Source organism: Haloprofundus salilacus, from assembly GCF_020150815.1.
In the GTDB taxonomy this organism is placed as follows: domain Archaea; phylum Halobacteriota; class Halobacteria; order Halobacteriales; family Haloferacaceae; genus Haloprofundus; species Haloprofundus salilacus.
In genome coordinates this window covers 1825860-1852247 of the sequence record NZ_CP083723.1, presented here as the reverse complement: position 1 = coordinate 1852247, position 26388 = coordinate 1825860, and the positions used below count along the sequence as shown (strand labels likewise).

24 protein-coding genes and 1 tRNA gene are annotated in these 26388 nt (G+C 64.7%); 16 read left to right on the top strand and 9 right to left on the bottom strand.

Features of this window, described 5'->3' with window-relative positions; translation table 11 throughout:
- The first annotated feature begins 131 nt into the window (after nt 1-131).
- Entirely contained in the window at nt 132-944 is an 813-nt protein-coding gene (hisF, locus tag LAQ58_RS09505; protein WP_224447208.1) for an imidazole glycerol phosphate synthase subunit HisF, read from the top strand.
- Nucleotides 945-1040: 96 nt separating this feature from the next.
- Nucleotides 1041-1607: a DUF1684 domain-containing protein gene (locus tag LAQ58_RS09500; RefSeq protein ID WP_224447207.1), complete on the top strand. Its 567-nt coding sequence runs from the start codon at nt 1041-1043 to the stop codon at nt 1605-1607.
- A gap of 138 nt (nt 1608-1745) precedes the next feature.
- Here LAQ58_RS09500 and LAQ58_RS09495 read toward each other — a convergent pair whose 3' ends face one another.
- A complete protein-coding gene (locus tag LAQ58_RS09495) occupies nt 1746-2033 on the bottom strand; it encodes a DNA-directed RNA polymerase subunit L (RefSeq protein ID WP_224447206.1) in 288 nt (95 codons plus the stop codon).
- Between the two features lie 109 nt (nt 2034-2142).
- On the opposite strand from LAQ58_RS09495, the gene LAQ58_RS09490 reads away from it, so the two are divergent.
- Nucleotides 2143-2334 carry a hypothetical protein gene (locus LAQ58_RS09490; RefSeq protein WP_224447205.1) on the top strand — a complete coding sequence of 64 codons (192 nt, stop codon included), beginning with the start codon at nt 2143-2145 and terminating at the stop codon, nt 2332-2334.
- Nucleotides 2335-2380: 46 nt separating this feature from the next.
- On the opposite strand, the gene LAQ58_RS09485 is transcribed toward LAQ58_RS09490, so the two are convergent.
- Complete coding sequence (locus tag LAQ58_RS09485; protein WP_224447204.1) at nt 2381-3367, bottom strand: MBL fold metallo-hydrolase; 987 nt, start codon at nt 3365-3367, stop codon at nt 2381-2383.
- A 198-nt stretch (nt 3368-3565) separates the two neighbouring features.
- Between LAQ58_RS09485 and LAQ58_RS09480 the strand changes: the two genes are divergently transcribed.
- The 3 genes from LAQ58_RS09480 (at nt 3566) to LAQ58_RS09470 (ending at nt 7233) form a co-directional block, all read left to right on the top strand.
- Nucleotides 3566-4618 carry a DnaJ domain-containing protein gene (locus LAQ58_RS09480; RefSeq protein ID WP_224447203.1) on the top strand — a complete coding sequence of 351 codons (1053 nt, stop codon included), beginning with the start codon at nt 3566-3568 and terminating at the stop codon, nt 4616-4618.
- A 188-nt stretch (nt 4619-4806) separates the two neighbouring features.
- The gene (locus LAQ58_RS09475; RefSeq protein WP_224447202.1) at nt 4807-5481 is read left to right on the top strand and encodes an MBL fold metallo-hydrolase; all 675 of its coding nucleotides are present in this window, start codon (nt 4807-4809) and stop codon (nt 5479-5481) included.
- A gap of 84 nt (nt 5482-5565) precedes the next feature.
- Nucleotides 5566-7233, top strand: coding sequence for an acetate--CoA ligase (locus LAQ58_RS09470; RefSeq protein WP_224447201.1), 1668 nt, complete (start codon nt 5566-5568; stop codon nt 7231-7233).
- 420 nt (nt 7234-7653) lie between these two features.
- Here the strand turns inward: LAQ58_RS09470 and LAQ58_RS09465 are convergent, their stop codons facing one another.
- Together LAQ58_RS09465 and LAQ58_RS09460 are read right to left on the bottom strand one after the other, a co-directional pair.
- Nucleotides 7654-8280 (bottom strand): uracil-DNA glycosylase family protein, encoded by a 627-nt coding sequence (locus LAQ58_RS09465; protein WP_224447200.1) that lies wholly within the window; start codon nt 8278-8280, stop codon nt 7654-7656.
- Nucleotides 8281-8403: 123 nt separating this feature from the next.
- A complete protein-coding gene (locus tag LAQ58_RS09460) occupies nt 8404-8880 on the bottom strand; it encodes a DUF5793 family protein (RefSeq protein WP_224447199.1) in 477 nt (158 codons plus the stop codon).
- A gap of 400 nt (nt 8881-9280) precedes the next feature.
- Between LAQ58_RS09460 and LAQ58_RS09455 the strand changes: the two genes are divergently transcribed.
- The 9 genes from LAQ58_RS09455 (at nt 9281) to LAQ58_RS09415 (ending at nt 19351) form a co-directional block, all read left to right on the top strand.
- The gene (locus tag LAQ58_RS09455; RefSeq protein ID WP_224447198.1) at nt 9281-10975 is read left to right on the top strand and encodes a type II/IV secretion system ATPase subunit; all 1695 of its coding nucleotides are present in this window, start codon (nt 9281-9283) and stop codon (nt 10973-10975) included.
- Nucleotides 10976-11034: 59 nt separating this feature from the next.
- Nucleotides 11035-13155 carry a type II secretion system F family protein gene (locus LAQ58_RS09450; protein ID WP_224450145.1) on the top strand — a complete coding sequence of 707 codons (2121 nt, stop codon included), beginning with the start codon at nt 11035-11037 and terminating at the stop codon, nt 13153-13155.
- A gap of 88 nt (nt 13156-13243) precedes the next feature.
- Nucleotides 13244-13876, top strand: coding sequence for a class I SAM-dependent methyltransferase (locus LAQ58_RS09445; RefSeq protein WP_425490643.1), 633 nt, complete (start codon nt 13244-13246; stop codon nt 13874-13876).
- Between the two features lie 125 nt (nt 13877-14001).
- On the top strand, nt 14002-15051 hold the full coding sequence (locus LAQ58_RS09440) for an NAD(P)/FAD-dependent oxidoreductase (protein WP_224447196.1): 1050 nt from the start codon (nt 14002-14004) through the stop codon (nt 15049-15051).
- Between the two features lie 88 nt (nt 15052-15139).
- Nucleotides 15140-16660, top strand: coding sequence for an HTTM domain-containing protein (locus LAQ58_RS09435; protein ID WP_224447195.1), 1521 nt, complete (start codon nt 15140-15142; stop codon nt 16658-16660).
- A gap of 85 nt (nt 16661-16745) precedes the next feature.
- Nucleotides 16746-16816 (top strand) — tRNA-Gly (locus LAQ58_RS09430).
- 439 nt (nt 16817-17255) lie between these two features.
- Nucleotides 17256-17729, top strand: a complete 474-nt coding sequence (locus tag LAQ58_RS09425) for an Lrp/AsnC family transcriptional regulator (protein ID WP_224447194.1) — start codon at nt 17256-17258, stop codon at nt 17727-17729.
- A gap of 124 nt (nt 17730-17853) precedes the next feature.
- A complete protein-coding gene (locus tag LAQ58_RS09420; protein ID WP_224447193.1) occupies nt 17854-18117 on the top strand; it encodes a HalOD1 output domain-containing protein in 264 nt (87 codons plus the stop codon).
- Nucleotides 18118-18679: 562 nt separating this feature from the next.
- Nucleotides 18680-19351 (top strand): CDGSH iron-sulfur domain-containing protein, encoded by a 672-nt coding sequence (locus LAQ58_RS09415; protein WP_224447192.1) that lies wholly within the window; start codon nt 18680-18682, stop codon nt 19349-19351.
- A gap of 18 nt (nt 19352-19369) precedes the next feature.
- Here LAQ58_RS09415 and LAQ58_RS09410 read toward each other — a convergent pair whose 3' ends face one another.
- The 5 genes from LAQ58_RS09410 to gmd form a co-directional block, all read right to left on the bottom strand.
- Entirely contained in the window at nt 19370-20452 is a 1083-nt protein-coding gene (locus tag LAQ58_RS09410; protein WP_224447191.1) for a ferritin-like domain-containing protein, read from the bottom strand.
- A 213-nt stretch (nt 20453-20665) separates the two neighbouring features.
- Nucleotides 20666-21679: an alcohol dehydrogenase catalytic domain-containing protein gene (locus LAQ58_RS09405; protein ID WP_224447190.1), complete on the bottom strand. Its 1014-nt coding sequence runs from the start codon at nt 21677-21679 to the stop codon at nt 20666-20668.
- A 104-nt stretch (nt 21680-21783) separates the two neighbouring features.
- Complete coding sequence (locus LAQ58_RS09400; protein ID WP_224447189.1) at nt 21784-23046, bottom strand: DegT/DnrJ/EryC1/StrS family aminotransferase; 1263 nt, start codon at nt 23044-23046, stop codon at nt 21784-21786.
- Entirely contained in the window at nt 23039-24010 is a 972-nt protein-coding gene (locus LAQ58_RS09395; protein WP_224447188.1) for an NAD-dependent epimerase/dehydratase family protein, read from the bottom strand. The genes LAQ58_RS09400 and LAQ58_RS09395 overlap by 8 nt, the downstream gene beginning before the upstream one ends.
- The gene (gene gmd, locus LAQ58_RS09390) at nt 24003-24971 is read right to left on the bottom strand and encodes a GDP-mannose 4,6-dehydratase (protein WP_224447187.1); all 969 of its coding nucleotides are present in this window, start codon (nt 24969-24971) and stop codon (nt 24003-24005) included. Before gmd ends, LAQ58_RS09395 begins: the two co-directional genes overlap by 8 nt.
- Before the next feature lie 549 nt (nt 24972-25520).
- Here gmd and LAQ58_RS09385 point away from each other — a divergent pair.
- On the top strand, nt 25521-26291 hold the full coding sequence (locus LAQ58_RS09385; RefSeq protein WP_224447186.1) for a glycosyltransferase family 2 protein: 771 nt from the start codon (nt 25521-25523) through the stop codon (nt 26289-26291).
- Nucleotides 26292-26388: the final 97 nt, after the last annotated feature.

Below are 26388 nucleotides of genomic sequence, written 5' to 3'. Positions count from 1 at the left end.
GGTGTGTCAACTTTCTTCTCACCCCCCTCAGAACCGACCACACCGACATGTCGTATCGGTTCTCGTCGTCGAGAGCGCGCTCCCGTAGTCGAAACCGTGAAACCCGCCACCCGCGAAGCGTCCGATAGCGAATGCTGACGAAGCGCATCATCCCCTGTATCGACGTGGACTTGGACGACGACGGGAACCCGGCCGTCTACACCGGCGTCAACTTCGAAGATCTGCGGTACACCGGCGACCCGGTCGAGATGGCGAAGCTCTACAACGAAGCGGGCGCAGACGAGTTCGTCTTCCTCGACATCACCGCCTCCGCCGACGGCCGCGAGACGATGCTCGACACCGTCTCGCGCGTCGCCGACGAGGTGTTCATCCCACTGACCGTCGGCGGCGGCATCCGCACCCGCGAGGACATCAAGGAGACGCTCCGCGCCGGTGCCGACAAGGTCTCTATCAACACCGCGGCGCTCGAACGTCCCGAACTCATCACCGAGGGCGCGGCAGCGTTCGGCAGTCAGTGCATGGTTATCAGCGTCGACGCCCGCCGCCGGTACGACGAGGACGGCGACCACTACGCGCAGGTCGACGGCGAGTCCTGTTGGTTCGAGTGCACGGTCAAGGGCGGCCGCAAGGGAACCAGCATCGACGTGGTGTCGTGGGCGGAGGAGGCCGAATCCCGCGGCGCGGGCGAGCTGTTCGTCAACTCCATCGACACCGACGGCACCAAGGACGGCTACGACATCCCACTGACGAAAGCTGTCTGCAACGCCGTCTCGACGCCGGTCATCGCGTCGTCGGGGTGCGGCGGTCCCGAGGACATGTACGAGGTGTTCACCGAGGCGGGCGCGGACGCCGGACTCGCCGCCTCCATCTTCCACTTCGACGAGTACTCGATTCACGACGTGAAGGAGTATCTCGACGAGCGCGACGTGCCGGTTCGACTGTAATCGGTTCGCCCTCCGCTCGCTCGTCGCTTTCGCCGTGGTGCGCGCCGTCGGCACGCGCGACGAACGCTGATTTATCCGGCTCCCGTATCTACACCCATGAGCGCACCGACCGACTGGGAGGCCACCCTCGAACAGCAGCGCCGCGAGAAAGACGACTACTTCGGCGACAATCCGCAGTCGCCGATTCCGGACGCCGAGCGCCCCGACTTCGAGGGACTGCGCTACTACCCGCCGGACGAAAACTACCGCTTCGAACTCGACCTGCACGAACACGTGGAGAAGGAACGAGTCGTCGTCGCGACGACGACCGACGGGGAGCGCGAGTACCTCCGTTGGGGCGAGTTCCGCTTACAGGTCGACGGCGACGAGCAGACGCTGCAAGCGTATCGCCGCAGCGCCGACGACCCCGGCCTCTGGGTCCCGTTCCGCGACGAGACCAGCGACGAGGAGACGTACGGCGCAGGCCGGTATCTCGATCTGCACGCCGAGGAGGACCGTCTCGGCGACCGGTGGGTCGTCGACTTCAACCTCGCGTACAACCCATTCTGCGCGTACTCCGCGCGCTACGAGTGCCCGATGGTTCCGGTCGAAAACTGGCTCGACGTCGCTATCGAGGGGGGCGAGAAGACGTACGAGTCGAGCGAAGGCTACGAAACTGAGTGAAAAGAGCGACGCCGACTGCGAAAAGTAACGTCGACTACGAAAAGTGCCGCGAGTGGGCGCTTGTCGCTCCCTGACGCGAGAGAAGACGAAAACCCAGAGAAGAGAGCACCGACGGGGAAGCCCCGAGAATCGGCCAGCCTACGCGCCCGCGGCCGACTCGTACGCGTCGCGGAGGCTACCCATCTGGGTTTGGACCAGCCCGGCGGCCTCGCCGAGCGCGTCGAGGGGGTCGGTGCCGTCGGTTTTGACGGTGAGCACGGGTTCGGTCTGGCCACCCGACTGCTCGGGGTTCATGTCGTACGTCGCGGCGATGACGCTCTCTGTCTCCAGCAGTGCGCCCTTGAGCACGTTCATGAACGTGTGGTCTTCCCCGGCGACTTCGATGCGGAGTTCCTCGTCGGTCTTGTCGATGACCCGCAGTTCCATGCCCCTGCGTTCCGTTCCGGGCCGGTTTAGTGTTTCGTCTTCCGCCGCCACGCGCTCGACGGTTCTCACACTCCGCAGTATTAAGTACACAAGATCGCAATCGGGTGATATGTGGGGCCCCAAACCCGTCGACGGATTCACCGTCGTCATCTGCTGGATTCTCGGCCACGAGTGGCCCACCGAATCGGACGAGTCCGCCGTGCGTGCCGAGAGCGCCGAGAACAGCGAACGCGTCGACGCGTACCGCTGCCAGCGGTGCAACAAGAGGAAAGAGGAGAAGACAACAAGACTCGCTGGCTGATGCGCAATCACGCCCCACCACCGAGCGACCGACTACGCTCGTGGCGCTACGACCGCACGTCGACCGTCGGGAACAGATCGTCGATAGCCGGGTCGTCGTCGACCAGCGCGTAGTCGTTGCCGTCGCGTTCGGCGACGCCGCGCTGTTCGAGGTGGGCGAGGTGCGCGAACGCCTCGCCCGGACCGTGGAGCACGTGGATGTTTTTCAATTCTCCAAACAGTTCGGCGCTCACCGTCCACGGGTCGCTCGGGCCGCGCTCGCGAAGCACGCCAACGACGTTCTCGGTCCGTTCGCGGTGGTGGTCGAGGATGGTCGCCGCCCGCGCAGAGGGGTCGTTGATGACGTCGCGGTGGCCGGGCCACGCGCGGTCGAAGTCGCGGTCGATGAACCGGACGAGGCTGTCGACGTACAGTTCCAGCGGGGCGTCGAGGCGCACGTCCGCGCCGCCGACGTTGGGCGTGTATTTGGGGAGAATCGCATCGCCCACGAACGCCTCCTCGCCCGACTCGCCCTCGAAGGCGAACGCGGAGAGACCCGCCGAGTGGCCGGGGAGGTGGAACGTCTCGTACTCGCGGCCGTCGACGTCGAACGTCTCGCCGTCCTCGAACGGCGTCACGTCCGCGGGGCGACCCGCGAGACTCTCGTGGTCGCCGAGGAACTCCAGCAGTTCCTCGCGGCGGTCGTCGGGCAGTCCCCACTCGCGAAGTTTCCGTCGCGTCGTCTCGTTCTCCGCGGAGAGCGCGCTCTCATCGCCCGCAACCAGCGGCGCGTCGGCCTCGTGGACGCGGACGACGGCGTCACTCTCGGCCTGTATCTCGCCGGCGAGGCCGGCGTGGTCGTAGTGCCAGTGGGTGAGAAGAATCTCGTCGACGTCGGCGAAGGCGACGCCGTACGCCGCCAACTCGGATTCGAGTTGGTCGCGCACGGCCGCGGTGGCGACGCCCGTGTCGACGAGGGTCGTCGTCTCCCCGTCGAGGAGGTAGACGTCGTTTTTTCCCTCGAAGACGGTGTTCCCAAGTTGGATTCGCTTCACGGTCGAACCACTCGGCGAATCGGTATGAGGTTTCCCACTTTCGATTACGATCGATTCGTCTCGGTGTTCGACCACATCTTCCGTCCGCGCGTTCGATCGGTTCCCCGGCTTTCGCGTTCGGCCACCTCCACTCTTTCTTGAAAGTCACGCTCCGGTACATTCAAACCGGGGGCTTGCGTAGCGCTTCCGCAACAGGGCATGCCCGAGAACTTCTACGACCTCCTTGGCGTCTCCGACGACGCGACACAGGCGGAGCTGAAAGCCGCCTACCGGGCGAAAGCGCGGGAGTACCACCCGGACGTGAACGACGACGACCGCGCCACCGCGCAGTTCCAGACGATTCGCCGGGCGTACGACGTGCTCTCCGACGAGTCCGAGCGCGCCGACTACGAGCGACTGGGACATGCGACGTACGTCAAAAAGCGGATGAAAGGCTACCCGTCCGCGTCGCGCTGGGGCGGCGACGACGAGTCGGCGGACGCGTCGGGTTCCGCGAGTACCACGAGCGGTTCGTCCGCCGCGTCGTCGCGTTCGAGTCGCAGCACCACGTCGAAGTCGACCGCCTCCACGAACCGTTCGTCGACCGGCGCGTCGTCCTCCCAAACTGCCTCGACCGCCGGAAGCGCCCGCAGTCGCTCGACTCGTCGCCGATCGAGTAGCCGAACCAGCGGTGCGACTGCCGGCGGTCACGACCCGGACGCGGCCAACGCCCGCGCCAGAGCGCGGCAGGCCCGTCGCGCCCGCCGTCGACAACAGCGCAATAAAACCGACGCTCGGTCGCGTCGTCGCCGGACGCTCTCGTACCACTGGGCGAGCGTCCTCGGCGCGACGATACTGTACGTCGCCGGCGTCGCGCAGTTCCTGCTCGGCCAACGTCCGGCGCTCGAATCGTTCGCGACCGAACTCGCGAGCGCGCCGTCGACGGCGCTGACCGGGTCGTTCGGTCTCACCAGTCTTCTGGAGTTCGTGCTCGCGTCGGCGCAAACACCGGCGGCGACGCCCGAAGCGCTCCTGTTCCCGGTCGGTGCCGTCGCGCTCCCCCTCTCGCTCGTCGTCACTGTCTCCCGCTTCGGCAAAGGCGCGACGTGGCTGTACGCCGTCGGGTCGTTCGCCCCGCTCGCCGCACTCGGTCTGAGCGCCGCTCTCGCGACGATGGTCGCGCCGACGCTTGTTCTGGTCGTCCTGGTTCCGGTCCTCTCGGCGTCGCTGTTCCTCGGCGACGTGGGGCGCTACCTCTGGGCGACGCGGTGAGACCGTCGGGGAACGCTACCCGGACAGTCCGCGCGGACGGCGTGGAGCGCGGCCGAGTGCATTTCGGGACCGTACGGGTCAGCGTCGCCGTGGCCGCAGTGGCTCCACCAGTCGGCCTCGCGGTACTGTACCGACTCTGGTCACTCTCTGTCGCCTGATTTTTCCTTCCGGCGCTCGTACCCACCTGCATGAGTCCGCCTTCCGACACGACGTGGCGGGTACCGCTCCGCGGCGTCAACGCCTATCTCGTCGACGCCGAGGGACTGACGCTCGTCGACGCCGGGACGCCGATGGACGCCGCCCGACTCTGCGAGTACGTCGAACGCGCCGGCTACTCGCTCGCCGAAGTCGAACGCGTGCTCCTTACCCACTACGACATCGACCACGTCGGCGCGCTCGCCGGGTTGGCGGAGATGGGTCTCGACGCGCCCGTCTACGCCAGCGAACCCGACGCGAGTTTTCTGCTTGGCGAGGCGAAACCGCCGCTCGGCAACCACAAGGGTGCGCTCCAGCGCGCGCTCGGCGCGTTCGTCGACGCTCCCGACCTCTCCGTCGAACGCATCGTCGACGGCGACGCTGTCGGTCCGTTCGTCGCCTACCGGACCCCAGGCCACACGCCCGGCCACACGTCGTTCGTCCACCGCGAGTACGGACTTGCGCTGGTCGGCGACCTCGTCCGCGGCGACGACGGCCGATTCGGACGCCTCCCGTCGGCGCTCGCCTACGACGCCGACCGTAACGACGAGAGCATTCGCCAGTTGGCCGACCACCTCGACGGCGTCGAGGTGGTGGGGATGGGCCACGGCGACCCGGTTCGGTCGGACGGAGGGCGGCGGTTCCGCGAGTTCGCCGAATCGCTCTGAGCCACCAAACTTATAAAATTTCGACAATTCTATCGACTTAACCATTCCGTACCGTTATTCCTCCGGTTATCATCACGGTCGTTGATGACACAGAACAACCTAGACTCGTACGAGGAGACGTACGATTCGTTCGCGTGGGACGATATCTACGGCGAGGCCGACTGGGACGCGCCGGAGCGACTGAACATCGCGCACGAGGTGTGCGACCGCCACGCCGCCGACGGCGAGAACGTCGCGCTCCGCTACGTCGGAACGGACGGGTCGCGCCGGACGCTCTCCTTCGCCGAGTTGAAAGCGCAGTCGAACCGCTTCGCGAACGTGCTCGAATCGGTCGGCGTCGAGCGCGGCGATCGGGTGTTCTCCTACATGCCGCGGGTGCCCGAGCACTACGTCGCGCTCGTGGGGACGCTGAAAACGGGTGCCGTTTGGGGCAGCGTTAACGAGCGGTTCGGTCCCGACGGCATCGCCTACCGCCTCGACGACTGCGATGCGAAACTCGTCGTCACGACCGCCGACAACGAGGAGACGGTCGAACGCGCGCTCGACGACGCGCCCTCGGTCGAGACCGTAATCGTCCTCGGCGCGGACGACGCTCACGGCGACGAGCGCCACGATGACGTGGACTTCGAGCGCGCGATGTCGGAGGCGAGCGACGAGTACGACGTCGTCGAAACGGGCGGCGAGGACGACGCGCTGCTGTACTACACCAGCGGGACGACCGGTCTCGCGAAGGGCGTCCTCCACAAACAGCGGTGGGTCGCGGGCGTCGCGGCGACCCAGCGCTTTGCCGTCGACCTCCAACCGGACGACCTCTACTGGAGCACCGCCGACTTGGGGTGGCTCACCGGTCCCATCAACACACTCGGCGCGTGGTTCTGGGGGACGACGCTGTTTACGTACGAGGGCGAGTTCGACCCCGAGACGTGGGCGGACCTCCTCGACGAGTACCCCGTCTCCGTGCTGTTCAGCGTCCCCACCGCCTACCGGATGCTCCGGGCGAACGAGGAGGTGCTCGCGGGCGTCGACCTCGACCTCAGACACGCGCTGAGCATCGGCGAACCGCTGAGCGCTGGGGTCATCGACTGGGCCGAGGACCGACTCGACGTGACGGTGTACGACACGTACGGCCAGACGGAGACGGGCAACATGGTCATTAACAACTACCCGACGATGGAACTCCGTCCGGGGAGCATGGGCAAACCGCTGCCGGGCGTCACCTCCGACATCGTCGATCCCGAGACGGGCGAACCGCTCGGGCCGGGTGAGACGGGCGAGATCGCCCACCGCGGCGACTTCCCCTGTTTCTTCGCGGAGTACTGGAACAAGCCCGAGCAGACCGCCGACTGCTTCGTGAACGACTGGTACCTCTCGGGCGACCTCGCCCAGAAGGACGAGGACGGCTACTTCTGGTTCGAGGGCCGCGCCGACGACGTCATTCTCTCGTCCGGCTACCGAATCGGCCCGTTCGAGGTGGAGTCGTCGCTCGGCGAACACCCCGCCGTCGCCGAGTCCGCCGTCGTGCCGAAACCCGACCCCGAGCGCGGTAACATCGTGAAGGCGTACGTCGTCCTCGCCGAGGACGAGACGCCGTCGGACGACCTCGCCGAGGAGATCCAACAGCACGTCCGCGAAGAGCTCTCGGCGCACGAGTACCCGCGCGAGGTGGAGTTCGTCGACGACCTGCCGAAAACCGTGACGGGGAAGATTCGCCGGACGGAGCTGCGCGACCGGACCGCCGACCCGACGGCGTAATCGCTCGCGGTTCGCCGCCCGTATTCGCCGCTCTCGCCGCCATTATTCGTCATCCGCACTCGTCGCCTGTATTCGTCGCCTGTCTTTTCACCGACTCGTCGCTTTCGGAGTAACGCCGCTCAGAAGAGTGGGAAACGGTCCGCAGGGCGGACCGCATTTGACCAAGCCACTGCGGTGAGCACCAGTCCGCAGTCGCAAACGGCGGCATGGACATCCACGCACGCCAATCACCGATTTGATAGATATCAATAAAAATCCTTGGGTCAGTCCAATATCGGCCTGAATGCTCGGATGACGTGGTTAAAACACGCAGAAAAACGATGAATTACTGCGGTATATTCAAATATAGTAAAAACACGTCCGCTTCGCTGGACAGTCGTCCTAAATCGGCGGTAATTATAATTATTTTTCGAATCGGACTCAACGAACGAGGTACGGTTCGTCGCCGGGGAGGAACCGACCGAGGTCCGTCTCGCGGCGATAATCCGTCGACTGCAGCGTCAACAGCGCCTCAACGAGGCGCTCGGCGTCGCCGTCTTCCCACTCTGCGGGGTCTTTGACGGGGACGACAAGCCAGCCACTGCCGCGTATCTCCGTCGCGTGAAGTCTCTCCATGTCGATCTCGGTCTTCCACGCCTGTGCGGTGTACGTTTCGAGCACGTGTTTCGTCGCTCGCGCGCCCACCGGGGCGAGGACGTGCGCGGCGATGGCGCGGAGTTCGGCGTCGAAGAACCGCTCCATGTCGTCGTACTCCGTCTGCGTCGGCGTCGTCTCCGCGACGCACATGTGGAGGTACGAGAGAAACGTCCTCTCTACCTCGGGTTCGTCGCCCGAACTACGGAGTAATCCCGCGTCGACAAGCGCGTTCTGGAGTCTCCGCCCCGCCTCGTTGGTGAACGGGACGCCGGTGTCGGCGCCGCCGTGGACGCCGGGGTGGTCGCCGACGACGTGAAAATGCGCGTTGGCGTCGCCGTAGCCGGGGACGAACTCGGCGCAGGACGGCCGCATGCCGAACGGGTTGCTCGTACGGTCGGTGACGTTCTTCACGGGGACGAATACGGCGGTTGAGCGTTATAAGAGGCGTGATTCAGGCGACGTTTCCGGTGACCGGCGGCGACCGACGTTTCGGCGGAAAGGGCGGCAGACGGCGGGAGTTCGACTCGCTCGGACTCAGAGTTCGACGCCGGAGGGGATGAGACTCTGTCGGCGCAACAAGTCTCCGTCGTCGTTGTACACCAGAAACGTCGACTTCTCGTAGGTGACGAGTGGTTCGCCTTCGATGAACAGTTCGACTCGATACTGGCCGTCGTCGTCGCCGGACGCTTCGCCGTACTCGCGGGCGGCGCGGATGAACTTCAGCACGTCGTCGGCGTCCTCGTTCAGTTCGAGGACGAAGTCGCCGGTGATGCGGTTCGTGACGCTGACGACCCCCGGCGCCTCGGGGTTCTCGTCCAGCGATTCCTGGAGTCGAAACGCGACGTCGGTCTGTTTCGCGTCGAGAAGCTCACCGTCGACGTCGGAGAGACGTCTTCGGAGGAGTTCCGCCGGGCCGTAGAAGTCTATCTTGACCGTCGGCTTCTCGGGCGTTTCGCCGGTTTCGACCCAGTCGATTTGTTCGACTGCCAGTTCGAAGTAATCCCGCCTCATTCGATAGGTGGAACTTCGGCACGAGGCGGTATGAACGTAACGCCGAACCGCAGACGAGCGGGACAATTCGACCGCCCGCCGTCTCGTGTTTCGGTCCCAGTCCTCGGGCGTCTGGGTTTCCGTCTCGGGCGTCTGGGTCTCCGTCTCCGGTCTCTCGGTCCGAGTGCTCCACCCGGGGACTCGCTCGCGACGCTGATTCGTCTCTGCGCGCGATTCGTCCGCGCTGCCGATCCCATATCCGACTGTACGTTGACTCGTCCGTGCCGTCGACTTACCCGTGTTTCGACATGCCCGTATTTCGACTCACGCGCGCTCGCTCTGTCGGCCGGTTGCCGTTGTCGGCGACGCCCAGTTTTAAGACCCCCGCGCCGGAATGGTCGCTGAACTTCGAACGAACAGTATGTCTGATGATTCGACGGCTTCCGACCCCCCCACGACGCCCCTCGACGCACTTCGACAGCGCGCCGCTCGGACGCTCGAACTGCTGCGGGGGGTCGATGTAGCGGTTCGCCCACTCAGCCCGCAGACCGACGGGCCGCTTTCGACGTTCGACCCGCCCGACGGTCACGAGGAAGTCGACCGCTACTGGGTGAACGCGCCGTACGCCTACGTGGTCGTCACGTACGACGCGGCCGAGAGCGCCCACCGCTATCACACCGTCGAACCCGAGCTCGACGGGTTCGAGCGGGCGTTGCTCCGGCGGGTCGCGACGGACATCCGGGAGCCGTTGCTGTTCGGCGACGCCGCCGCGAGCGCCGCCGACAGCGCGGACGCGGCGCTCGAAGACGACCCGCTGGCCCGCGCGCTCCGAGAACTGCTCGAATCGTACGGCGTCTCGCCGGGAACCGAGAGCTTCCACGCGCTGCTGTACTACCTCCATCGCGACTTCCGCGGGTTCGGCCGCATTGACCCGCTGTTAGCCGACTCGCGCATCGAGGACATCTCCTGCGACGGCTACGGCGTCCCGCTGTTCGCCTACCACGACGACTACGCCGACATCGCGACGAACATCAGCTTCGACAAAGCCGAACTCGACAACTTCGTCGTCCGCCTCGCCCAGCAGTCGGGGCGACACATCTCCGTCGGCGACCCCATCGTCGAGACGACGCTGCCCGACGGGTCGCGCGCGGAACTGGCGCTCGGCGAGGAGGTAACCCCCCGCGGATCCGCGTTCACGATCCGCCAGTACGCCGAAGAGCCGTTCACTCCCGTCGACCTCGTCGAGTTCGGCACGTTCAGCGCCGACCAGATGGCGTACCTCTGGCTCTGCATCGAACACAACAAGTCGCTCGTCTTCGCCGGCGGCACCGCGTCGGGGAAGACCACCTCGATGAACGCCGTCTCGATGTTCATCCCGCCGCGGGCGAAAGTGCTCTCCATCGAGGACACCCGTGAACTCGCGCTACACCACGACAACTGGCTCTCGGGCGTCACGCGCGAGCGCCGCCACGAGGGCGCGGACGTCGACATGTACGACCTCCTGCGCTCGGCGCTCAGACACCGCCCCGAGTACATCCTCGTCGGCGAGGTGCGCGGTAGCGAGGCGGTGACGCTGTTCCAGGCGATGAACACCGGCCACACGACGTTCTCAACGATGCACGCCGACAGCATCGAGACGGTCATCAACCGACTCGAGAACGAGCCCATCAACGTGCCGCGCGCAATGGTGCAGTCGCTCGACATCCTCTCGATACAGACGCTCACCCGCTTCGACGGCGAACGGGTTCGGCGCACGAAAGTCATCGGCGAACTCGGGGGTATCGACCAGCGGACGGGCGAACTCGACTACTCCTCCTCCTTCTCGTGGGATCCCGGACGCGACGAGTTCACTCGCCACGACAGCGACCTGCTCGGCGAGATTCAGACCGAACGAGGGTGGAGTCGCTCGACGCTCTTGCGCGAACTCGACCGACGAAAGCGCTTTCTCGACGCGCTTCACGAACGGGGAATCTCCGACTTCCAACGCTTCACGGCGCTCGTCAACGAGTACTACGCCGACCCCGAGGCGGCGCTCTCACGCGTCGACGCCGACGGCGATGGCGACCGTCTCGCCGGTTCGACGGCCGACTCGGCGACCGACGGGGCGAGACGGTGACCCTCGTCGCAGGCGCGGTGACCCCCGATGCGGCCGCATTGACTCCCAACGCGGCCGCGGTGATTCCCAACGCGGGAGTCGCGTCCGCGGTCGCGCTCTCGATTGTACTCTGCGTTCCGCTCGCCCTCTCCGTCGTTCACCCGCCGACAAATCGCCTGCTCACCCGAGCGTCGACGCTCGTCTTCGGTGACTACGTTGCGACCGACGGTCCGCGGAAAGTCCGACAGGCCGACCGCCTCCGCGCTGCCCACGTCGCCGAGAGTCACCACACTCACGCTGCGCGGACGCTCTTTGTTTCGACCGTCCTGGCGTTTTCTGGTGCGTGCGTCGGTGCAGCGCTCGGACTGCTCGCGGTTCCGTCGCTGGAAGCCGCGGAGACGCTCGCGGGGACCGCCGTCGTCGACGATGCGGGGTCGATTCGCCACGGCGCGCGCTTTCTGCTGCTGCTGGCGACGGGGGGGAGTGTCGCGACGGTGCTCGGCGTCGGCTACTACTGGGCGCGCTGGTATCTCCACGCCACGACGGCGCGCACCCGGTCGAACAGCATCGACGCGTCGCTGCCGCGGACCGTCGCGTTCGTCTACGCGCTGTCGCGAAGCGGCACGTCGTTTCCGACGGTGCTCTCGACGCTCGCCGAGAACGACGGCGTCTACGGTGAGGCGGCGGTCGAAATCGGCGTCGCCGTTAGAGAGATGGAGGCATTCGGCACCGACGTGCTGACGGCGCTATCGCGGACCGCCCGGCGGACACCCAGCGAGGATATGGCCGAGTTCGCTGAGAACCTCGCGAGCGTCCTCGGCAGTGGGCGGAACCTCTCGGCGTTTCTCAACGACCAGTACGAGCGCTACGAGACGAAGGCCGAGTCCCAACAGCTACGGTATCTCGAACTGCTGGCGACGTTCGCGGAGGCGTACGTTTCGATTCTGGTCGTCGGGCCGCTGCTTCTCGTCACCATCCTTGTGGTCATCGGTCTCGTGCTGAGCGACACGCTCCCGATGCTCCGGTTCATCGTCTATCTGGGCGTACCGCTGGCGACGGCGGGCTTCGTCGTCTACGTCGACAGCCTCACGCAGTCGTTCCGCCCGCCGTCGAACCGCCTTGACCCCGACGTGGGAAAGGTGCCCGCCGGCGTCACCGCCGACGTCGTCGCCGACGGCGGCACCTCGATGGCTGAGGCGTCGACGAGCGCCTCGACCGACGCGACGGACGCGACGGACGCTGCGACCGGTACAGACCGCTGGCGGGCCGACCGCGAGCGGTTGGCGCTCTCCGACCGTCTCCGGCCGCTCCGGTCGACGCTCTCGGACCCCTACGGTGTGCTTCTCGACCGCCCGGTGCGGGCGCTGTTGTTCAGCGTTCCGCTGGCGCTCCTCTGGTTTGTCGTCCGCGTCGACTCGGTTCCCTACGAGTTCGTCGCGGCGGTGACGGCGCTCGACGGGCCGTTCGTCGAGGCGGCGGCCGTCGCCTTCGGCGGCGTCGCGCTTGTCCACGAACTACGCAAGCGTCGTATCCGCGCCTACGAGGCCGCTGTCCCCGATTTCCTCGACCGACTGGCGAGCGTCAACGAGGCGGGGCTGACTGTCGTCGAGAGCTTCGAGCGAGTCGCCGAGAGCGACCTGGGCGCGCTCACGCCCGAAGTGAGACGGCTCTGGCGCGACATCGAGTGGGGTGCGGACGTCGAGACGGCGCTGGCGCGGTTCGACCGCCGCGTCGGGTCGGGGATGGTGACCCGGGCGTCGGCGCTGGTCGCCAACGCCGCGCGCGCCAGCGGCGAACTCGGTCCCGTCCTCCGCATCGCCGCCGACGAGGCCGAGGCGACCCAACGGCTCCGCGAGGAGCGCCGCCAGGAGATGCTCACCTACCAGATGGTCATCTACATCTCCTTTTTCGTCTTCCTCGCTATCGTCGCTGCCGTGACGCTCGCGTTCGTCCCCGCCGTCGAGGAGGCGCAGGCCGCCGCTCCGAGCGCAGGCGTCGCCTCCGGCGGCGCGGCGGGACTCGTTGGCTTCACCGACGTCTCCGTCGGACTGTACACGCTCACGCTCTACCACATGTGCGTCGTCCACGCCGTCTGTTCCGGCGTCGTCGCGGGGCAACTCGGCGAGGGAACGCCCCTCGACGGTCTCAAACACGTCGCCGTCCTGCTCGCGTTGACGTCGCTTGGCTTCGCGTTCATCTGAGCCTGAGTGTCGAGTCGGCGATCGCCGCTGACGAAGCGGGTTCGGCGCGGGTCGTAGCAGGTTTATGCGCGCCGACGAACCGTCGTCCATGGACGGCGACCCGCGAGCGACGTACGACGCCATCGCCGAACACTTCGCGGCGACGCGCGAGTACCCCTGGCCCGAGGTGGAGTCGTTCGTCGCCGACGTGACGGGTGACGGACCGGCGACGAGAGCGCTCGACGTCGGCTGTGCGAACGGGCGTCACTGCGAGTTGCTGGCGGCGCACGCCGACGAAGTCGTTGGTCTCGACGTGAGTCGTGAACTCCTCCGTGAAGCCCGAAAGCGCGCGACCGAGCGCAGGTTCGACGTGTCGCTCGTCCACGGCGACGCGTCACGACTGCCGTTTCGCGCCGGGACGTTCGACCTCGCCGTCTACGTCGCCACCTTACACCACCTCGCGTCTCGCGAGGCTAGAGTGGCGAGCCTCGACGAACTCGCGCGAGTGCTCCGGCCCAGCGGACGCGCGCTCGTCAGCGCGTGGAGCACCGAACACAGCAAGTTCGAGGAGACCGAAGGCTTCGATACGACCGTCGACTGGACTCTTCCCGGCGGCGAGCGGCTTCCCCGGTTCTACCACATCTACGATCCCGAGGAGTTCCGCGAAGATCTCGATTCGAGCCGACTCGCGCCCGTCGACGTGTTCGTCTCCAGCGGCAACTGCTACGCCGTCGTGGAGTGAGCGGGCGTCGAGTTCGGCGATGTCGATGCAACGCCGGCGGCGGTCCGTGTCACTCCTTCCCGGGCGGGTACGACAGTCGCACGCGAGCTAAGTTCTTAAACGATGGCCGCTCCAAGAGGCAGGCGATGAGTGAGACCTCTGCGGCCGACGGACCGGCGGAGTACGACGTCGTCGTCGTCGGTGGCGGCCCCGCCGGACTCTCGACGGCACTGTACACGACCCGACTCGGCCACGACACCGCGGTCGTCGACCGGGGCGGCGGCCGCGCTGCGATGATGCTCGACACCCACAACGTCATCGGCGTCACCGAGGACGTCTCGGGCAACGAGTTTCTGGAGACCGCCCGCGAGCAAGTCAAAGAGTACGGTGCCGACTTCCACCGTGATCTGGTGACGGACGCCGAGCGCACCGACGACGGCCGGTTCCGCCTCGTTGGCAACGAGGGCGAGTTCCTCGCCCGACGCGTCGTTATCGCGACTGGCTTTTCGGACGAGCGACCCGACCCGCCGCTGCCGCGAACGGGGAAGGGGTTACACTACTGTCTGCACTGCGACGCGTACATGTTCATCGACCGACCGGTGTACGTGATGGGCAACGGCGAGAGCGCCGCCCACGTCGCGATGATCATGCTCAACTTCACCGACGAGGTCGACCTGCTGCTGCGCGGCGACGACCCCGAGTGGAGCGACGAGACCGACGAGCGACTCCGCGCGCACCCCGTCGACGTCGTCGAGGCCGAGATCACCGGCATGGAGAAGGGAGACGACGGCTGGCTGAACGGATTCGAGTTCGAAGACGGCGAGTTCCGCGAGTACCGCGGTGGCTTCCCGATGTACGGCTCGAACTACAACACCGACCTCGCCGAGCAACTCGGCTGCGACCTCAACGACGACGGGACCATCCCCGTCGACGACCACGGGCGGACGAGCGTCGAGGGCGTCGTCGCCGTCGGCGACATCGTCCCCGGACACAATCAGGTTCCGGTCGCGATGGGCGAGGGCGCGAAAGCCGGTATCGGCATCCACTACGATCTCCGGGAGTTCCCGCGGAGCCTCGAAGAGATCCGCGAGAACGGCCCCGTCGAACTCGACGAGACGCCAGCTCTGGGCGCTCGCGTCCGCGACGCCGCCCGCACCTTCGAAGGCGCGCTTGCGCCGCCCGCGGACGACGACTGAGGAGTCAGTTCTTCTGATTCGGTCCGTCTCCGCCGCTCGGACGCCGATGGAATGATTGAATAGCCCGACTCGTCGTGATACCGACCAGATGAGCGATACGGGTAGCCCTCCCTCCGCGACGAGCCTTCGTGCCCATCTCTCTACTGCCCTCGCGACCCGCTTCGGTATCGACACCCGAGCGCTTGCTGCCCTCCGCATCTCGCTCGGCCTGCTGTTGCTCGTCGATCTGCTGCTCCGCGCGCGCTCCCTCGTCGCCTTCTACACCGACGCGGGCGTCTTCCCGCGGACGCTCTTGTACGAGCAGTATCCCACACTCTCGCAAATGTCGATACACCCCCTCTCGGGGGCCGCGTGGTTTCAGGCGCTGCTGTTTCTCCTCGCCGGCCTCTGCGCGCTGTCGCTGCTGCTGGGATACCGGACGCGACTCGCAGTGCTGCTCTCGTTCGTCCTTCTCGTCTCGCTGCACGCGCGGAATCCCGACGTACTCAACGGCGGCGACTCGGTGCTTCGGCGACTTCTCTTCTGGGGGCTGTTCCTCCCGCTCGGCGAACGTTGGTCGCTCGACGCGCTCCGGCGGTCCGAAGCGCGGCGAGAGCGAATCGCAGGTATCGCGTCCGCCGCGCTGTTGGTTCAGGTCGTCCTCGTCTACTCGGTCAACGCGGTGTTCAAACTCAGAGGCGATCTCTGGCTCGACGGCGAGGCGGTCAGATATGTCCTGAATCTCCAGCAGCTCACCGTCCTGCTCGGCGACACGCTCGCGCAGTTTCCGGCGCTGCTTCGCGCGTTCGGCTGGCTCTGGTTGGCGATGGTCGTCGCGTCGCCGCTGCTGCTTCTGCTGACGGGTCGTCTCCGGACGGCGTTCGTCTCGCTGTTCGTCGGGATGCACCTCGGGATGTTTCTCACGATGCGCATCGGGCTATTTCCGCTCGTCTCGATCGCGGCGCTTCTCGTCTTTCTCCCCTCGTCGGCGTGGAACAGGGCAGCCGCACGCCTCTCGGGGCCAGCCGAATCGGCGGCGACGCGACTCGGCGTCCCCGCTGGACTCGACCGGTTACGTTCCGATGGGACGCCGCGTGTTGCCGCCTCGCAACGCGTCGCCGCGCTCCGCCGCTGGGGTGCCCGCGTCGTCCCCGCGGTCGTCGCGGTGTTGCTAGCGGCGATTCTCGTCTGGAACGCCCTCGCCGTCGGGTTCGTCTCGATGCCCGGGCGCGGAGAACCGGCGCTCGACCCGGCGGACCACACGTGGAACATGTTCGCGCCGCACCCGCCGACGAGCGACGGCTGGTACGTCGCGCCCGGCGAACTCCGGTCGGGAAAACGGGTGGACGCCTACTACCTGTCCTCGCCCGTCGGCGACGAGCGACCCGACACGCTTGAGATGTACCCGAGTTCGCGCTGGCGGAAGTATCTGGTCGATGCCTACTGGTCGGGCGACGAGGACGTTCAGCGCGAGTTCGCGGGCTACCTCTGCGACCGTTGGAACGAAAAGCGCGAGGGCGAGTTGCGGAGCGTCACCGTTTCGTACGTCGAACAGCCTACGCGGTTCGACGGTCCGGAACCGACCGAGCGCGTCGAGCTGGTGCGTTATAACTGTTCTAGCGGTGCGTGAACGGGTTTTCTCGGTGTCGGTGTTCTGTCCGCGACGACCGCGAAGAGTAACACCCTTATTCTCTCGTCCAGAACTGGGTAACTGCGCGCCGGTGGTCTAGTGGCAGGACCTGAGCCTTCCAAGCTCATGGCCCGGGTTCAAATCCCGGCCGGCGCACTTTTTCGATTCCACTATCTGAGCGGCGAGTTTCATCTCGCCGCGAGGCTCTGAAGCAGTGAACGCGTCTCAAAGGGATTTGAATCCTGCAAGTCGTAGCGCGCGAACGAAGTGAGCGCGACCGTCTTGCTCCGGTTCAAATCCCGGTCGGCGCACTCCCTTCGATCGCGAACCGCCCGACCCTCGCAGACGTTCAATCTGCTCTGTCCTGACCGACGAATTTTCCGCGCTGTTCGTTATTCCGAGCGTCTCCCCGGAGTAATTAGAGTTACTCAAGTCCCCGTCGTCCAACGCTCGACCCGTGAGTCACGGTACGATGTGCGGATTACTCATCTATTCGCAGGTCGACTTTGAATGTTTGGAAGGAGTCCGAAATAATTTAGAAGGTTTCGAATTCCGAAGAACCTTTGCATCGTCTCGTGGTACGCGTCTCGAAAGCATGGATCGACTCGACGAGATTGATCTCGGTATTCTCCATCTGCTTCAGACGGACGCACGCAAGCAGACTCCAGTTGATATGGCGGAAGAGCTCCCTGTGTCCGACCAGACGATACGGAATCGAATCCAGAAATTGGAGGACCAGGGTATCATCGATAAGTACATCCCGGTCGTCGACTACGAACGAGCCGGATTTCCGATTCGGCTCCAGTTCACCTGTACCGCACCGGTTCTAGAGCGAGAAGATCTCGCTCAGAAAGCGCTTCAGATATCGCATGTGGTAAACGTCCAGGAGATGTTGAGTGCGAACGATAACATCCGGGTTCTCGCAGTAACGAACGACTCAGAGAAAATCAACCAGGTCGCCTCCGATTTGGTCGATTTAGGGCTTACTATCGAACGAGAGCAACTCCAACGAGGCGAATACACTCGTCCGTTCAATCACTTTGGGGAAGACAAACTCTCAAAGGAATAATTAAGCATCCAATTTTGTATCTGGGTTTCAGTTTGGGAAATAAAAACAAAATTGCATCTCGGATATAATACGCCTCACCTAAGCGGTAATCTTTTTGGATATCGCTGCGTCTCCACCTCTGAGAATGGCCAGCGAAGAGCAGGAGTATCAGTTTATTGATGGAAGTTCATTATCGGTGAATATTGTAAAAGCGATTGCTGAATTCAGAGATGTGGAGAAACACGATATCGGACCTCCACTCTACGAAGCGATCGATACTACCGCTCTTGACCGGATTTCCGAGAGCGTTGAGGAGCCTGCTATAATCGAATTCGAGTACAATGGATTAAAAATCGTCGCGCAGACAGACGGCAAAATCTCCATTATGGAACGAAAAGTCGAGATCTAAGATGTATCGTCTTCTCTGTGAAACGTGCTCAGAAGACCAATTCTTCGAGGGTTTCGAAAGTGCGCAGGCGGAGTTCGTTCGTCACGCAGACGATCGACACGAAGTCGAGCTAGTCAGGCTGAAAAACGCGATAAACGTCACGAAGGAGGACCCGCTCGACGGGAAATCGACTGGTGTTTAACCTCCTTTAACTTCGAGCAGCAATACCGCACGTCCCTTCTCGTCCGGGAGATCCGTCGCAGGGACCCTCGGAACGGGCCGCAGCTGGAACTGTTTATCGACCGGATTACCGTCCTCGGCGTTATCGAAGAACTCGAGACGTAGGTTCTGTCTCCAACCCGGATTCCAAATTCCGACGAGACTGCGTCTCTCGAAGTTCAACTCGTTTCGCTCGGTGAACTCCGGCCGGCGCATCCCTCTCTCCCCTTCGAGGCTTCCGAGTCTTCACGATCCGCCAGTTCGCGTGGCCACAGACGACGGTAGTTGAACCACCGAAACCTCGTCCTCGACCACATCCGCGCCAGGAATCTTAACGAAGCTCCTGACCGTCTAGAGACGAGCGATGGAAGAGGAAATTTACGAGTACACCGGCGAAGGGATCGAGGTCAGCTACGACGTGCGGCGGTGCATCCACGCGAGAGAGTGCGTCCGCGGCCTGCCAAGTGTGTTCGATCCGGACCGACGTCCGTGGATCGAACCGGACAAAGCGGACGTCGACGACCTCGCCGAGGTGATCGAGCGGTGTCCCACCGGAGCGCTCCACTACGAACGGACGGACGACGGTCCCGAGGAAGCCGTCCCCGACGAGAACACCGTCACCGTTACTGCGGACGGGCCGCACTACGTCCACGGCGACAGCGTGATCGAGACGCCGGACGGCGAGGAACTGCTCGCAGACACTCGGGTCGCGCTGTGTCGGTGCGGTGCCTCGGGCAACAAGCCGCTCTGCGACAACTCCCACCTCGAAATCGAGTTCGAGGCGCCGGGAACCGTCGCGGACGACGCCACAGACGACGCCGGGACCGAAGCGAGGACGGGCGAAGGCCGACTCTCCGTCGTGCCGACGTCGAACGGTCCGCTCCGCGTCAGCGGGCCGTTCGAGATGAGAGGGGAGGACGACGGGTCGATGTTCCGCGGAACGGATGTCTGGCTCTGCCGGTGTGGACACTCGGAGGAGAAACCCTTCTGCGACGGGACCCACGCCCGAATCGGCTTCTCGACCGAGGGCGAGTGACGTTTTCGAGCGATCTGCTCACCGACTGACGCCCCGGAGCTGGACGAGCGCGCCGCGGACGTGGGCGAGTTCCGGATTTCGGTCCGTGACTTTGTCCGCGAGTCGGTGTAGCTCCTCCGTCGGGTCTCCGTCGAAGCGGTAGAACTCGAAGGTCGGCGCGGCGTGTTCGGCCCCGCCGTCGTCGAGGGGTTGTCGCGTCAGCCACCGAGCCAACGGCCGCATCGCCGCCATCATCACGCCGTACAGTTCGAGGACGAGGTCGTCCTTCGTCTCGGGATCGACGGGGGAGTACAGCCCGTCCAACAGGACGTAGAGGTACGAGTAGCAGGCGTTGAACAGATCCGCGGCCGGACGGAGATGCTCGGGGTACTCGGCGAAGCGGGGGTTAGTCGGCACCGGGCGCGTCTCGCCGAGCGGATGCATCCCGTCGGCGATCTGCTTGAACTTGTAGTAGTGCGTCTGCTCGTGGTGGTCGGGATCCGCGTACTCGGCGTCCCGGTACCCCTCGCCCTGGTGAACGATCGTCTCGACCGCGCGGGTGGCCGTCTCCCGGTCGACAACCGGATGGAGTCCGCCGCTCTCCTCGAAATCGTACTCCACGGGAGCGTAGTAGTCCGACTTTGTCATCTGACAGTCGGTCCGGTCTGCCTCGAACAACCCCGCCTTGGTGTCGAGGCGTTCGATGGCGTCCTCGACGGCCATGTAGAACTGCTCGATCGTCTCGTAGTCGTCGTCTTCCGGTAGCCCGCCGACCGCTCTGGGTCGCTCGATCGTCACGAACACCCGCTCGATCACCTCCGGGGAGGCCCGCTCTAAGTTGACGACGATCTCGGGCCGATGGTGAGGCAGCGCCATCGGATACGACGGGACGACGTCCTCGTCGTAGAACCGCGGCTCACCGCCGACGGCGGTGAGCACGTTCGCTGCGAGGGCCGTATGGAGCATCTCTTCGACGACGACGCTCCGGATGAGCCGATACGGGACGGCGGCGTCGTCGTCGATCGAATACATTGCGTAGAGGTACGCGGGGATAGTCGAGAGTTCGACCTGAATCGCCCACTGCAGGTGCTCTCGGAGTGATTCTGGAGTATCGATCGTCATGCTATTCTCAGAATTTCGACGGCTACGTCGATAAGTTACAGGAGGAGACGGCAAAAACGACAGTGTGTTCTCCGGACTGTATTCGTCTGTGACGAGTGGGAAACGACGCGTGCTGGACGGTGTCTGGTGCAGTAAAAAGCTCAGAGCGATTACCTGCGCCGGCGTTCAGAAAGTCGGAGACGATTCTTCGGATTATCGCTTCTGCCCGCACGTTTAGGCCGTTACGACGATTTTACCGACGTGCTCACGGTCCTGCATCGCGGCGAACGCTTCCCCCGTTTCTTCGAGCGGGTACGTCTCGTGAATTTCGGGCGAAAGCGACCCGTCCGCGACAAGATCGACCAACCGTTCGAGGTCGAGTTGTGTCCCCATCGTGCTGCCGATGAGGTGCTTGTGACCGAGGAACAGGTCGGGAACGTCGATTTCGGAGCGGCTGCCGGCGGTCCGACCGCAGACGACCATCCGGCCCCCGTGACGCAGGAGGTCCAATCCGAGTTCGGTGTACGGTCCGCCGAGGTGGTTGAGCACCGCATCCGGCGCCCCGACCTCTCGAACGGCCACCCGAATCTCCTCGATGTCGGTCCCTTCGACGATGTAGTCGAGACCCAGCTCCTCCAACTGGTCGAGTTTCGCTGCCGACGAGGACGTACCCACGGTCCGAGCGCCGAGCACGTCGACGAGTTGGACGCTCGCGACGCCGACGCCTCCGGTCGTACCTGGAACGAAGACCAGATCGCCGGGACCAACGTTCGCGCGTCGGAGCATGTGGAAGGCGGTCATGTAGGCGGTCGGGAGCGCCGCGGCGGTCGTCGCGTCGACCGAGTCGGGCAGCGAGACGAGGCGGTCGGCCGAGACGAGCGCGGATTCGGCGAGTCCGCCGTGGTACAGCGAGAAGTTCTCACAGAGGTTCTCGGGGCCCTCGCGGCAGAACCGACAGGTCCTGCAGGTCTCGTTCGGACAGAGGACGACCCGGTCGCCGGGTTCGACCGAAGTCACGTCGTCGCCGACGGACGCCACGACGCCGGCGACGTCGAGTCCGCTGACGAACGGGAGGTCCGCGGCGTCGACCATCGCGGAGTCGCCTTCGAGTATCCATAGGTCGTGTCGGTTTATCGCGCAGGCTTCGACATCGACGACCGCCTCTTTTCGACCCGGTTCTGGGGTCGGTTCGTCGACGATGCCGACGCCGTCGGGACCGACGAGTTCGGTGAATGCTGCGGTGCGCATCGGTTTCCGGTTGAGTCGCTGAGCGCATAGGCGTACCGCGAGTCCCTTCTCGATCGGAACGGGCGTCTCGATGCCTCACACCGACGGTTGCCGAACGCCGCCCGTTAGTCGTGTTCTTCGACGAACGTTTCGACGGTGTCGGCGATGTACTCCAACCGCGGTTCGTCGAGTCCGTGATGGTTGCCGACGAACAGACCATCGAAGTGGAGGTGTTCTGACCCCTCCAGCTCGCCGACCACACGATGAGGGATTCGCTCCATCACCGGTTGCCGGGTCAGGTCGCCCGCGAGGATCGGTCGCGTCTCGATCCGGTTCGCTTCGAGATGCTCTTGCAGGTCGTCCCGGCCGAACGGCGCCGACTCCTCGACGAGAAGCGGATAGGCGAACCAGGAACAGCGCGTCCCGTCGCGCTCGTGGAGCACGTCGAAGTACTCGTCGTACCGCTCCAGTCGCTCGTTGAGGTACGCCGCGTTCTCGCGACGCTTCTCGACGAACGGTTCCAGTTTCTCCAGTTGGTGGATGCCGAACGCGCCCTGGATGTCGGTGGGTCGGAGATTGTACCCCTGCGAGGCGAAGAGGAACCGCTCGTCGATGTCGGGGTGCTCCGCCGAGAACGACTCGTCGTCGAGTTCGCGAACCCACCCGTGCGCTCGGGCCATCCGCGTTCTGTCGAGGTACGACTGTTCGTCGGTGACGACCATCCCGCCCTCGATGGTCGAGATGTGGTGCGAGAAAAAGAAGCTGAACGTCCCGAGGTCGCCGAACGTCCCGACTTTCTGGCCCCGGTACTCCGCGCCGTGGGCTTCGCAGCAGTCCTCCATCACCGCCAGGTCGTGGTCCTCGGCGAGGTCGAGTATCGGGTCCATCTCGCAGGGGTTGCCGAGCAGGTGGACCGGGACGACGCCCGCCGTGTCGTCGGTTATCGCCTCGGCGAGTTCGTCGACGTCGAGCGTGTACGTCTCGGGGTCGACGTCGACGAGCACCGGTTCGGCGTCGATGTCGAGAATCGGAAAGAGGCTCGTGGACCACGACACCGCCGGGACGACGACTTCGTCGCCGGGGTCGATTCGGTCCTCGGCGAGCGTCTTCATCGCTAGCAGGTTCGCGGACGACCCGGAGTTGACCATCGTCGCGTGCTCCGCGCCGACGTAGTTGGCCCACCCGCGCTCGAACCGCTCGACTTTGTCGCCCATCGTCACCCATGTCGACAGCAGTGACTCGATGGCCTCGACGACCTCCTCGCTGCCGAACGTCGGTTCACTCAGCCGAATCGGCGTCTCGCCCGGGACAAACTCCTTGTGTCGCTCCTTGAAGTGTCGTTCGACTTCCGCCGCGATGCGTTCCATCCGCTCGTCAAGTTCACTCATGTTTCTGTGAGTCCTCCTGGGCGATCGTTTGTTCCAACCCCGATTCGAGGTCGAACTCCGGCCGCCACCCGAGACGCTTCAACCGACTGCAGTCCGCCACCATCCGCGGGATTTCGACCCGCTCGTCTCGCTTCTTTGTCGACTCTATACTGGCGTCGCTTTCCATCAGGCTCCGAAGCCGTTCGACGACCTCTCGCACCGACGTCTCCGACTCACTCCCGACGTTGTAGACGTCCGCCGTCGAATCGGCGGCCGTCGGCGAGTCGTCCGTCGTCCCCTCGTCCGCCGCCTGTCGATCGCTGTCGACGACGGTCCGAATCGCCGACGCGACGTCGCGGACGTAGACGAAGTCCCTCGTCGGCGAGAGATTCCCGAGTTCAAGCACGTCCGCACCCGATTGCAGTTGGGAGACGACGTGCGGTATCAGGTTGTCGGACCGCTGTCCGGGACCGTACGTGGTGAACGGCCGGACGACCGCCACGTCGAGTTCGTACGCGTTCGCCGTCGCTTTCGCCACCTGTTCGCCCGCGAGTTTGCTCGCTGCGTAGGGGTGCAGCGGCTCGACCGACTGCGATTCGGTTATCGGCAGTTCGTCGGGGATGCCGTAGATGGCCGCGCTACTGCCGTAGACGACGCTGCCGACGTCGTCCGCGCGCGCCCGCTCGAACACGTTCACCGTTCCGGTCGTGTTCACCTCGTAGGTGCGTCTGGGGCGTTCGAGCGAGTCGCCGACGGAGACGACGCCCGCGAGGTGGACGACGGCGTCGTACGGCTCGAACGACGGCAGCGACTCGAACCGGGTAACGTCGCCGTCGACGGCGTCGACCGCCTCGAATCCGGGGCGGTCCGGCAGCGGCGAGGCATGGGTCAACGCGGCAACACCGTACCCCGCGTCCCGGAGTTCTTCGAGCACGTGACGGCCGATGAACCCCGACCCGCCGGTGACCAGCACGGACTCAGTCATCGGACCGCACGGCCGCGAGATCTTTCTGCACCATCTCTCGAATCATCTCGTCGAACGTCGTCGTCGGCTCCCATTCCAGTTTCCGTTTTGCCCGCGAGGGGTCGGCTTGGAGCGCGTCGACTTCGGCGGCTCTGAAGAACTTCTCGTCGACCTTGACGTACTCCTCCCACTCGAGGCCGACCTCGTCGAAGGCGATCTGCGCGCACTCGCGCACGGTGTGGTGTTCGCCGGTTCCGACGACGTAGTCGTCCGGTTCGTCCTGCTGGAGCATCAGATGCATCGCTTTCACGTAGTCGCGGGCGTGCCCCCAGTCGCGCTTGGCGTTGAGGTTTCCGAGACGAAGTTCGTCCTGTTCGCCGACGGCGATGCGGGCCGCCGCTCGCGTTATCTTGCGCGTGACGAACTGCGTTCCGCGCCGCGGCGACTCGTGGTTGAACAAGATACCGTTGGTCGCGTACATCCCGTGGGCCTCCCGGTAGTTGACCGTCATCCAGTGGGCGTAGAGCTTTGAGACGCCGTAGGGGCTGCGCGGGTAGAACCCAGTGTCGATAGACTGGCGCTCGTCCGGGGCGTTCCCGAACATCTCGCTGGTTCCCGCCTGATAGAATCGAATCTCCGGGTCGTACTTTCGAATCGCTTCGAGCATTCGGGTCGTCCCCAGTCCGGTCACGTTCGAGGTGACCGTCGGTTGCGTGAAGCTCTCGGGGACGAACGAGAGCGCGCCGAGGTGGTACACTTCGTCGGGGTCGGCCGCCTCGACGGCCCGGTCGAGCGAGGGCTGGTCGGCCAAATCACCCGTCAGGAGGTTCAGGTCGTCGCGGATGTGCTCGATGCGGTCCTCGTTCGACGTGCTCGTCCACCGCGCGAGCCCGTACACCTCGTACCCTTCGCGCAGAAGATGCTCGGCCAGATAGCTTCCGTCCTGCCCGGTGATGCCCGTGATTAGCGCTCGGTCACTCATCACGAGGCGCTTCTACAGGAACCCATGAAGTTACCCGGAACTTACCAAATCGGTTCGCCTGAGAAGTACTCGCTTATCGCACCACCTCTTCGATAGTGAGCGATTAACCTCCTTTCCCAACTGTTGTCATCGCCGTCGATACTGTTCTCCCGTCGTTTTCGACGCTCGAGTCGACTCCACCGGTGAGAGGCCGACGGAAACCAGCGTAGGAGAAGTCAGCCCTCGTACTAGTAGCAGATGAACAATATCTCCTGAACCATCTTGTAATTTATTTTAACATCGGCCTCAACGAATAAGAGGGCAGCCGTGCTACTGTGCAGTAGAGTCGGTCGGAACTGAGTGTCTCCCGGACGTTCGGGTTGGACACGAGACTGAGGTACGCTCCCAAGAGCGGAGCGTCACCCTCTCGCGGACGTCGCAGCGTCGACCGGACGACAGATTCACGCCGTTTCGAGGTCGGCGGCTATCGCACGCCCGCCGAACGCAGCTCCGGTCGAACCCGCCGTTCGAGTTCGAACTCGTTCGGTCGAAACCCGTCAACACCAAATCATGGACGTGAGCATCATCACACCCGCGTACAGCGAAGAAGAGAACGTTCGAAAACTGGTTTCCGAGATCGTCGTCGCGTTCGAGGAGGACGACGCGACGCGCGAGTTCGAGATCGTTCTCGTGGTCAACGACGAGGACCCGAGTGACACCCCCGCAATCGCCGACGCCCTCGCCGACGAACTACCCGCGGTGACCCCCGTCCACCGGCAGGGCAACGGCGGGTTCGGTAACGCGATAAAAACCGGCTTAGCCGCCGCGGAGGGCGACATCCTCGTCCCTATCATGTCGGACTTCTCCGACGACCCGCGGCACGCGCTCCGTCTCGTCGAAGCGGTCGAGTCTGGCAACGACATCGCCTACGGCTCTCGGTTCGCTCCCGGGGGGTCGGTCGAGGGGTATCCGCCGCTGAAACTGGTGCTCAACAGGCTCACGAACAACACCGCGAAGGTCGCGTTCGGCATCGACTCCGAGGACGTCACGAACATCTTCACTGCCTACCGCGCGGAGGTCATCGACGACGTCGGCGTCGAGAACCTCGAATCCGAGAGCTTCGACATCACCATCGAACTCCCCATCCGCGCGCACATGAACGCCCGAACGTACACGGAGGTGCCCGTCTCCTTCCGGGGGAGAGACGAAGGTGAAAGCAGTTTCCGGATTCTGCGCGAAGGCCCGCTGTTCGCCGAGCGGTTCGCTCGACTGTTCTGGCAGTACCGCGTTCCCTCGAACGGTCGAATCGAACCCGCGAACAGAAGCAAGAACAGAACGTAAGGTCGAGACGCTACTCTGTCACGCCATGCTCGTCACGTACGCTTCAAAGACGAACCTCGGGACGATCGTCCAATACCGGCGCCGGAGTCGCGCCTGC

What these genes read in the sequence shown, in the direction of transcription:
- LAQ58_RS09400 (WP_224447189.1), bottom strand. Translation starts at nt 23,046, where the DNA reads ATGAGTGAACTTGACGAGCGGATGGAACGCATCGCGGCGGAAGTCGAA.
- LAQ58_RS09460 (WP_224447199.1), bottom strand. Translation starts at nt 8,880, where the DNA reads ATGAGGCGGGATTACTTCGAACTGGCAGTCGAACAAATCGACTGGGTC.
- LAQ58_RS09495 (WP_224447206.1), bottom strand. Translation starts at nt 2,033, where the DNA reads ATGGAACTGCGGGTCATCGACAAGACCGACGAGGAACTCCGCATCGAA.
- LAQ58_RS09475 (WP_224447202.1), top strand. Translation starts at nt 4,807, where the DNA reads ATGAGTCCGCCTTCCGACACGACGTGGCGGGTACCGCTCCGCGGCGTC.
- LAQ58_RS09435 (WP_224447195.1), top strand. Translation starts at nt 15,140, where the DNA reads ATGAGCGATACGGGTAGCCCTCCCTCCGCGACGAGCCTTCGTGCCCAT.
- LAQ58_RS09480 (WP_224447203.1), top strand. Translation starts at nt 3,566, where the DNA reads ATGCCCGAGAACTTCTACGACCTCCTTGGCGTCTCCGACGACGCGACA.
- LAQ58_RS09455 (WP_224447198.1), top strand. Translation starts at nt 9,281, where the DNA reads ATGTCTGATGATTCGACGGCTTCCGACCCCCCCACGACGCCCCTCGAC.
- LAQ58_RS09500 (WP_224447207.1), top strand. Translation starts at nt 1,041, where the DNA reads ATGAGCGCACCGACCGACTGGGAGGCCACCCTCGAACAGCAGCGCCGC.
- LAQ58_RS09405 (WP_224447190.1), bottom strand. Translation starts at nt 21,679, where the DNA reads ATGCGCACCGCAGCATTCACCGAACTCGTCGGTCCCGACGGCGTCGGC.
- gmd (WP_224447187.1), bottom strand. Translation starts at nt 24,971, where the DNA reads ATGAGTGACCGAGCGCTAATCACGGGCATCACCGGGCAGGACGGAAGC.
- LAQ58_RS09395 (WP_224447188.1), bottom strand. Translation starts at nt 24,010, where the DNA reads ATGACTGAGTCCGTGCTGGTCACCGGCGGGTCGGGGTTCATCGGCCGT.
- LAQ58_RS09420 (WP_224447193.1), top strand. Translation starts at nt 17,854, where the DNA reads ATGGCCAGCGAAGAGCAGGAGTATCAGTTTATTGATGGAAGTTCATTA.
- LAQ58_RS09415 (WP_224447192.1), top strand. Translation starts at nt 18,680, where the DNA reads ATGGAAGAGGAAATTTACGAGTACACCGGCGAAGGGATCGAGGTCAGC.
- LAQ58_RS09445 (WP_425490643.1), top strand. Translation starts at nt 13,244, where the DNA reads ATGGACGGCGACCCGCGAGCGACGTACGACGCCATCGCCGAACACTTC.
- LAQ58_RS09490 (WP_224447205.1), top strand. Translation starts at nt 2,143, where the DNA reads ATGTGGGGCCCCAAACCCGTCGACGGATTCACCGTCGTCATCTGCTGG.
- LAQ58_RS09440 (WP_224447196.1), top strand. Translation starts at nt 14,002, where the DNA reads ATGAGTGAGACCTCTGCGGCCGACGGACCGGCGGAGTACGACGTCGTC.
- LAQ58_RS09385 (WP_224447186.1), top strand. Translation starts at nt 25,521, where the DNA reads ATGGACGTGAGCATCATCACACCCGCGTACAGCGAAGAAGAGAACGTT.
- hisF (WP_224447208.1), top strand. Translation starts at nt 132, where the DNA reads ATGCTGACGAAGCGCATCATCCCCTGTATCGACGTGGACTTGGACGAC.
- LAQ58_RS09425 (WP_224447194.1), top strand. Translation starts at nt 17,256, where the DNA reads ATGGATCGACTCGACGAGATTGATCTCGGTATTCTCCATCTGCTTCAG.
- LAQ58_RS09470 (WP_224447201.1), top strand. Translation starts at nt 5,566, where the DNA reads ATGACACAGAACAACCTAGACTCGTACGAGGAGACGTACGATTCGTTC.
- LAQ58_RS09410 (WP_224447191.1), bottom strand. Translation starts at nt 20,452, where the DNA reads ATGACGATCGATACTCCAGAATCACTCCGAGAGCACCTGCAGTGGGCG.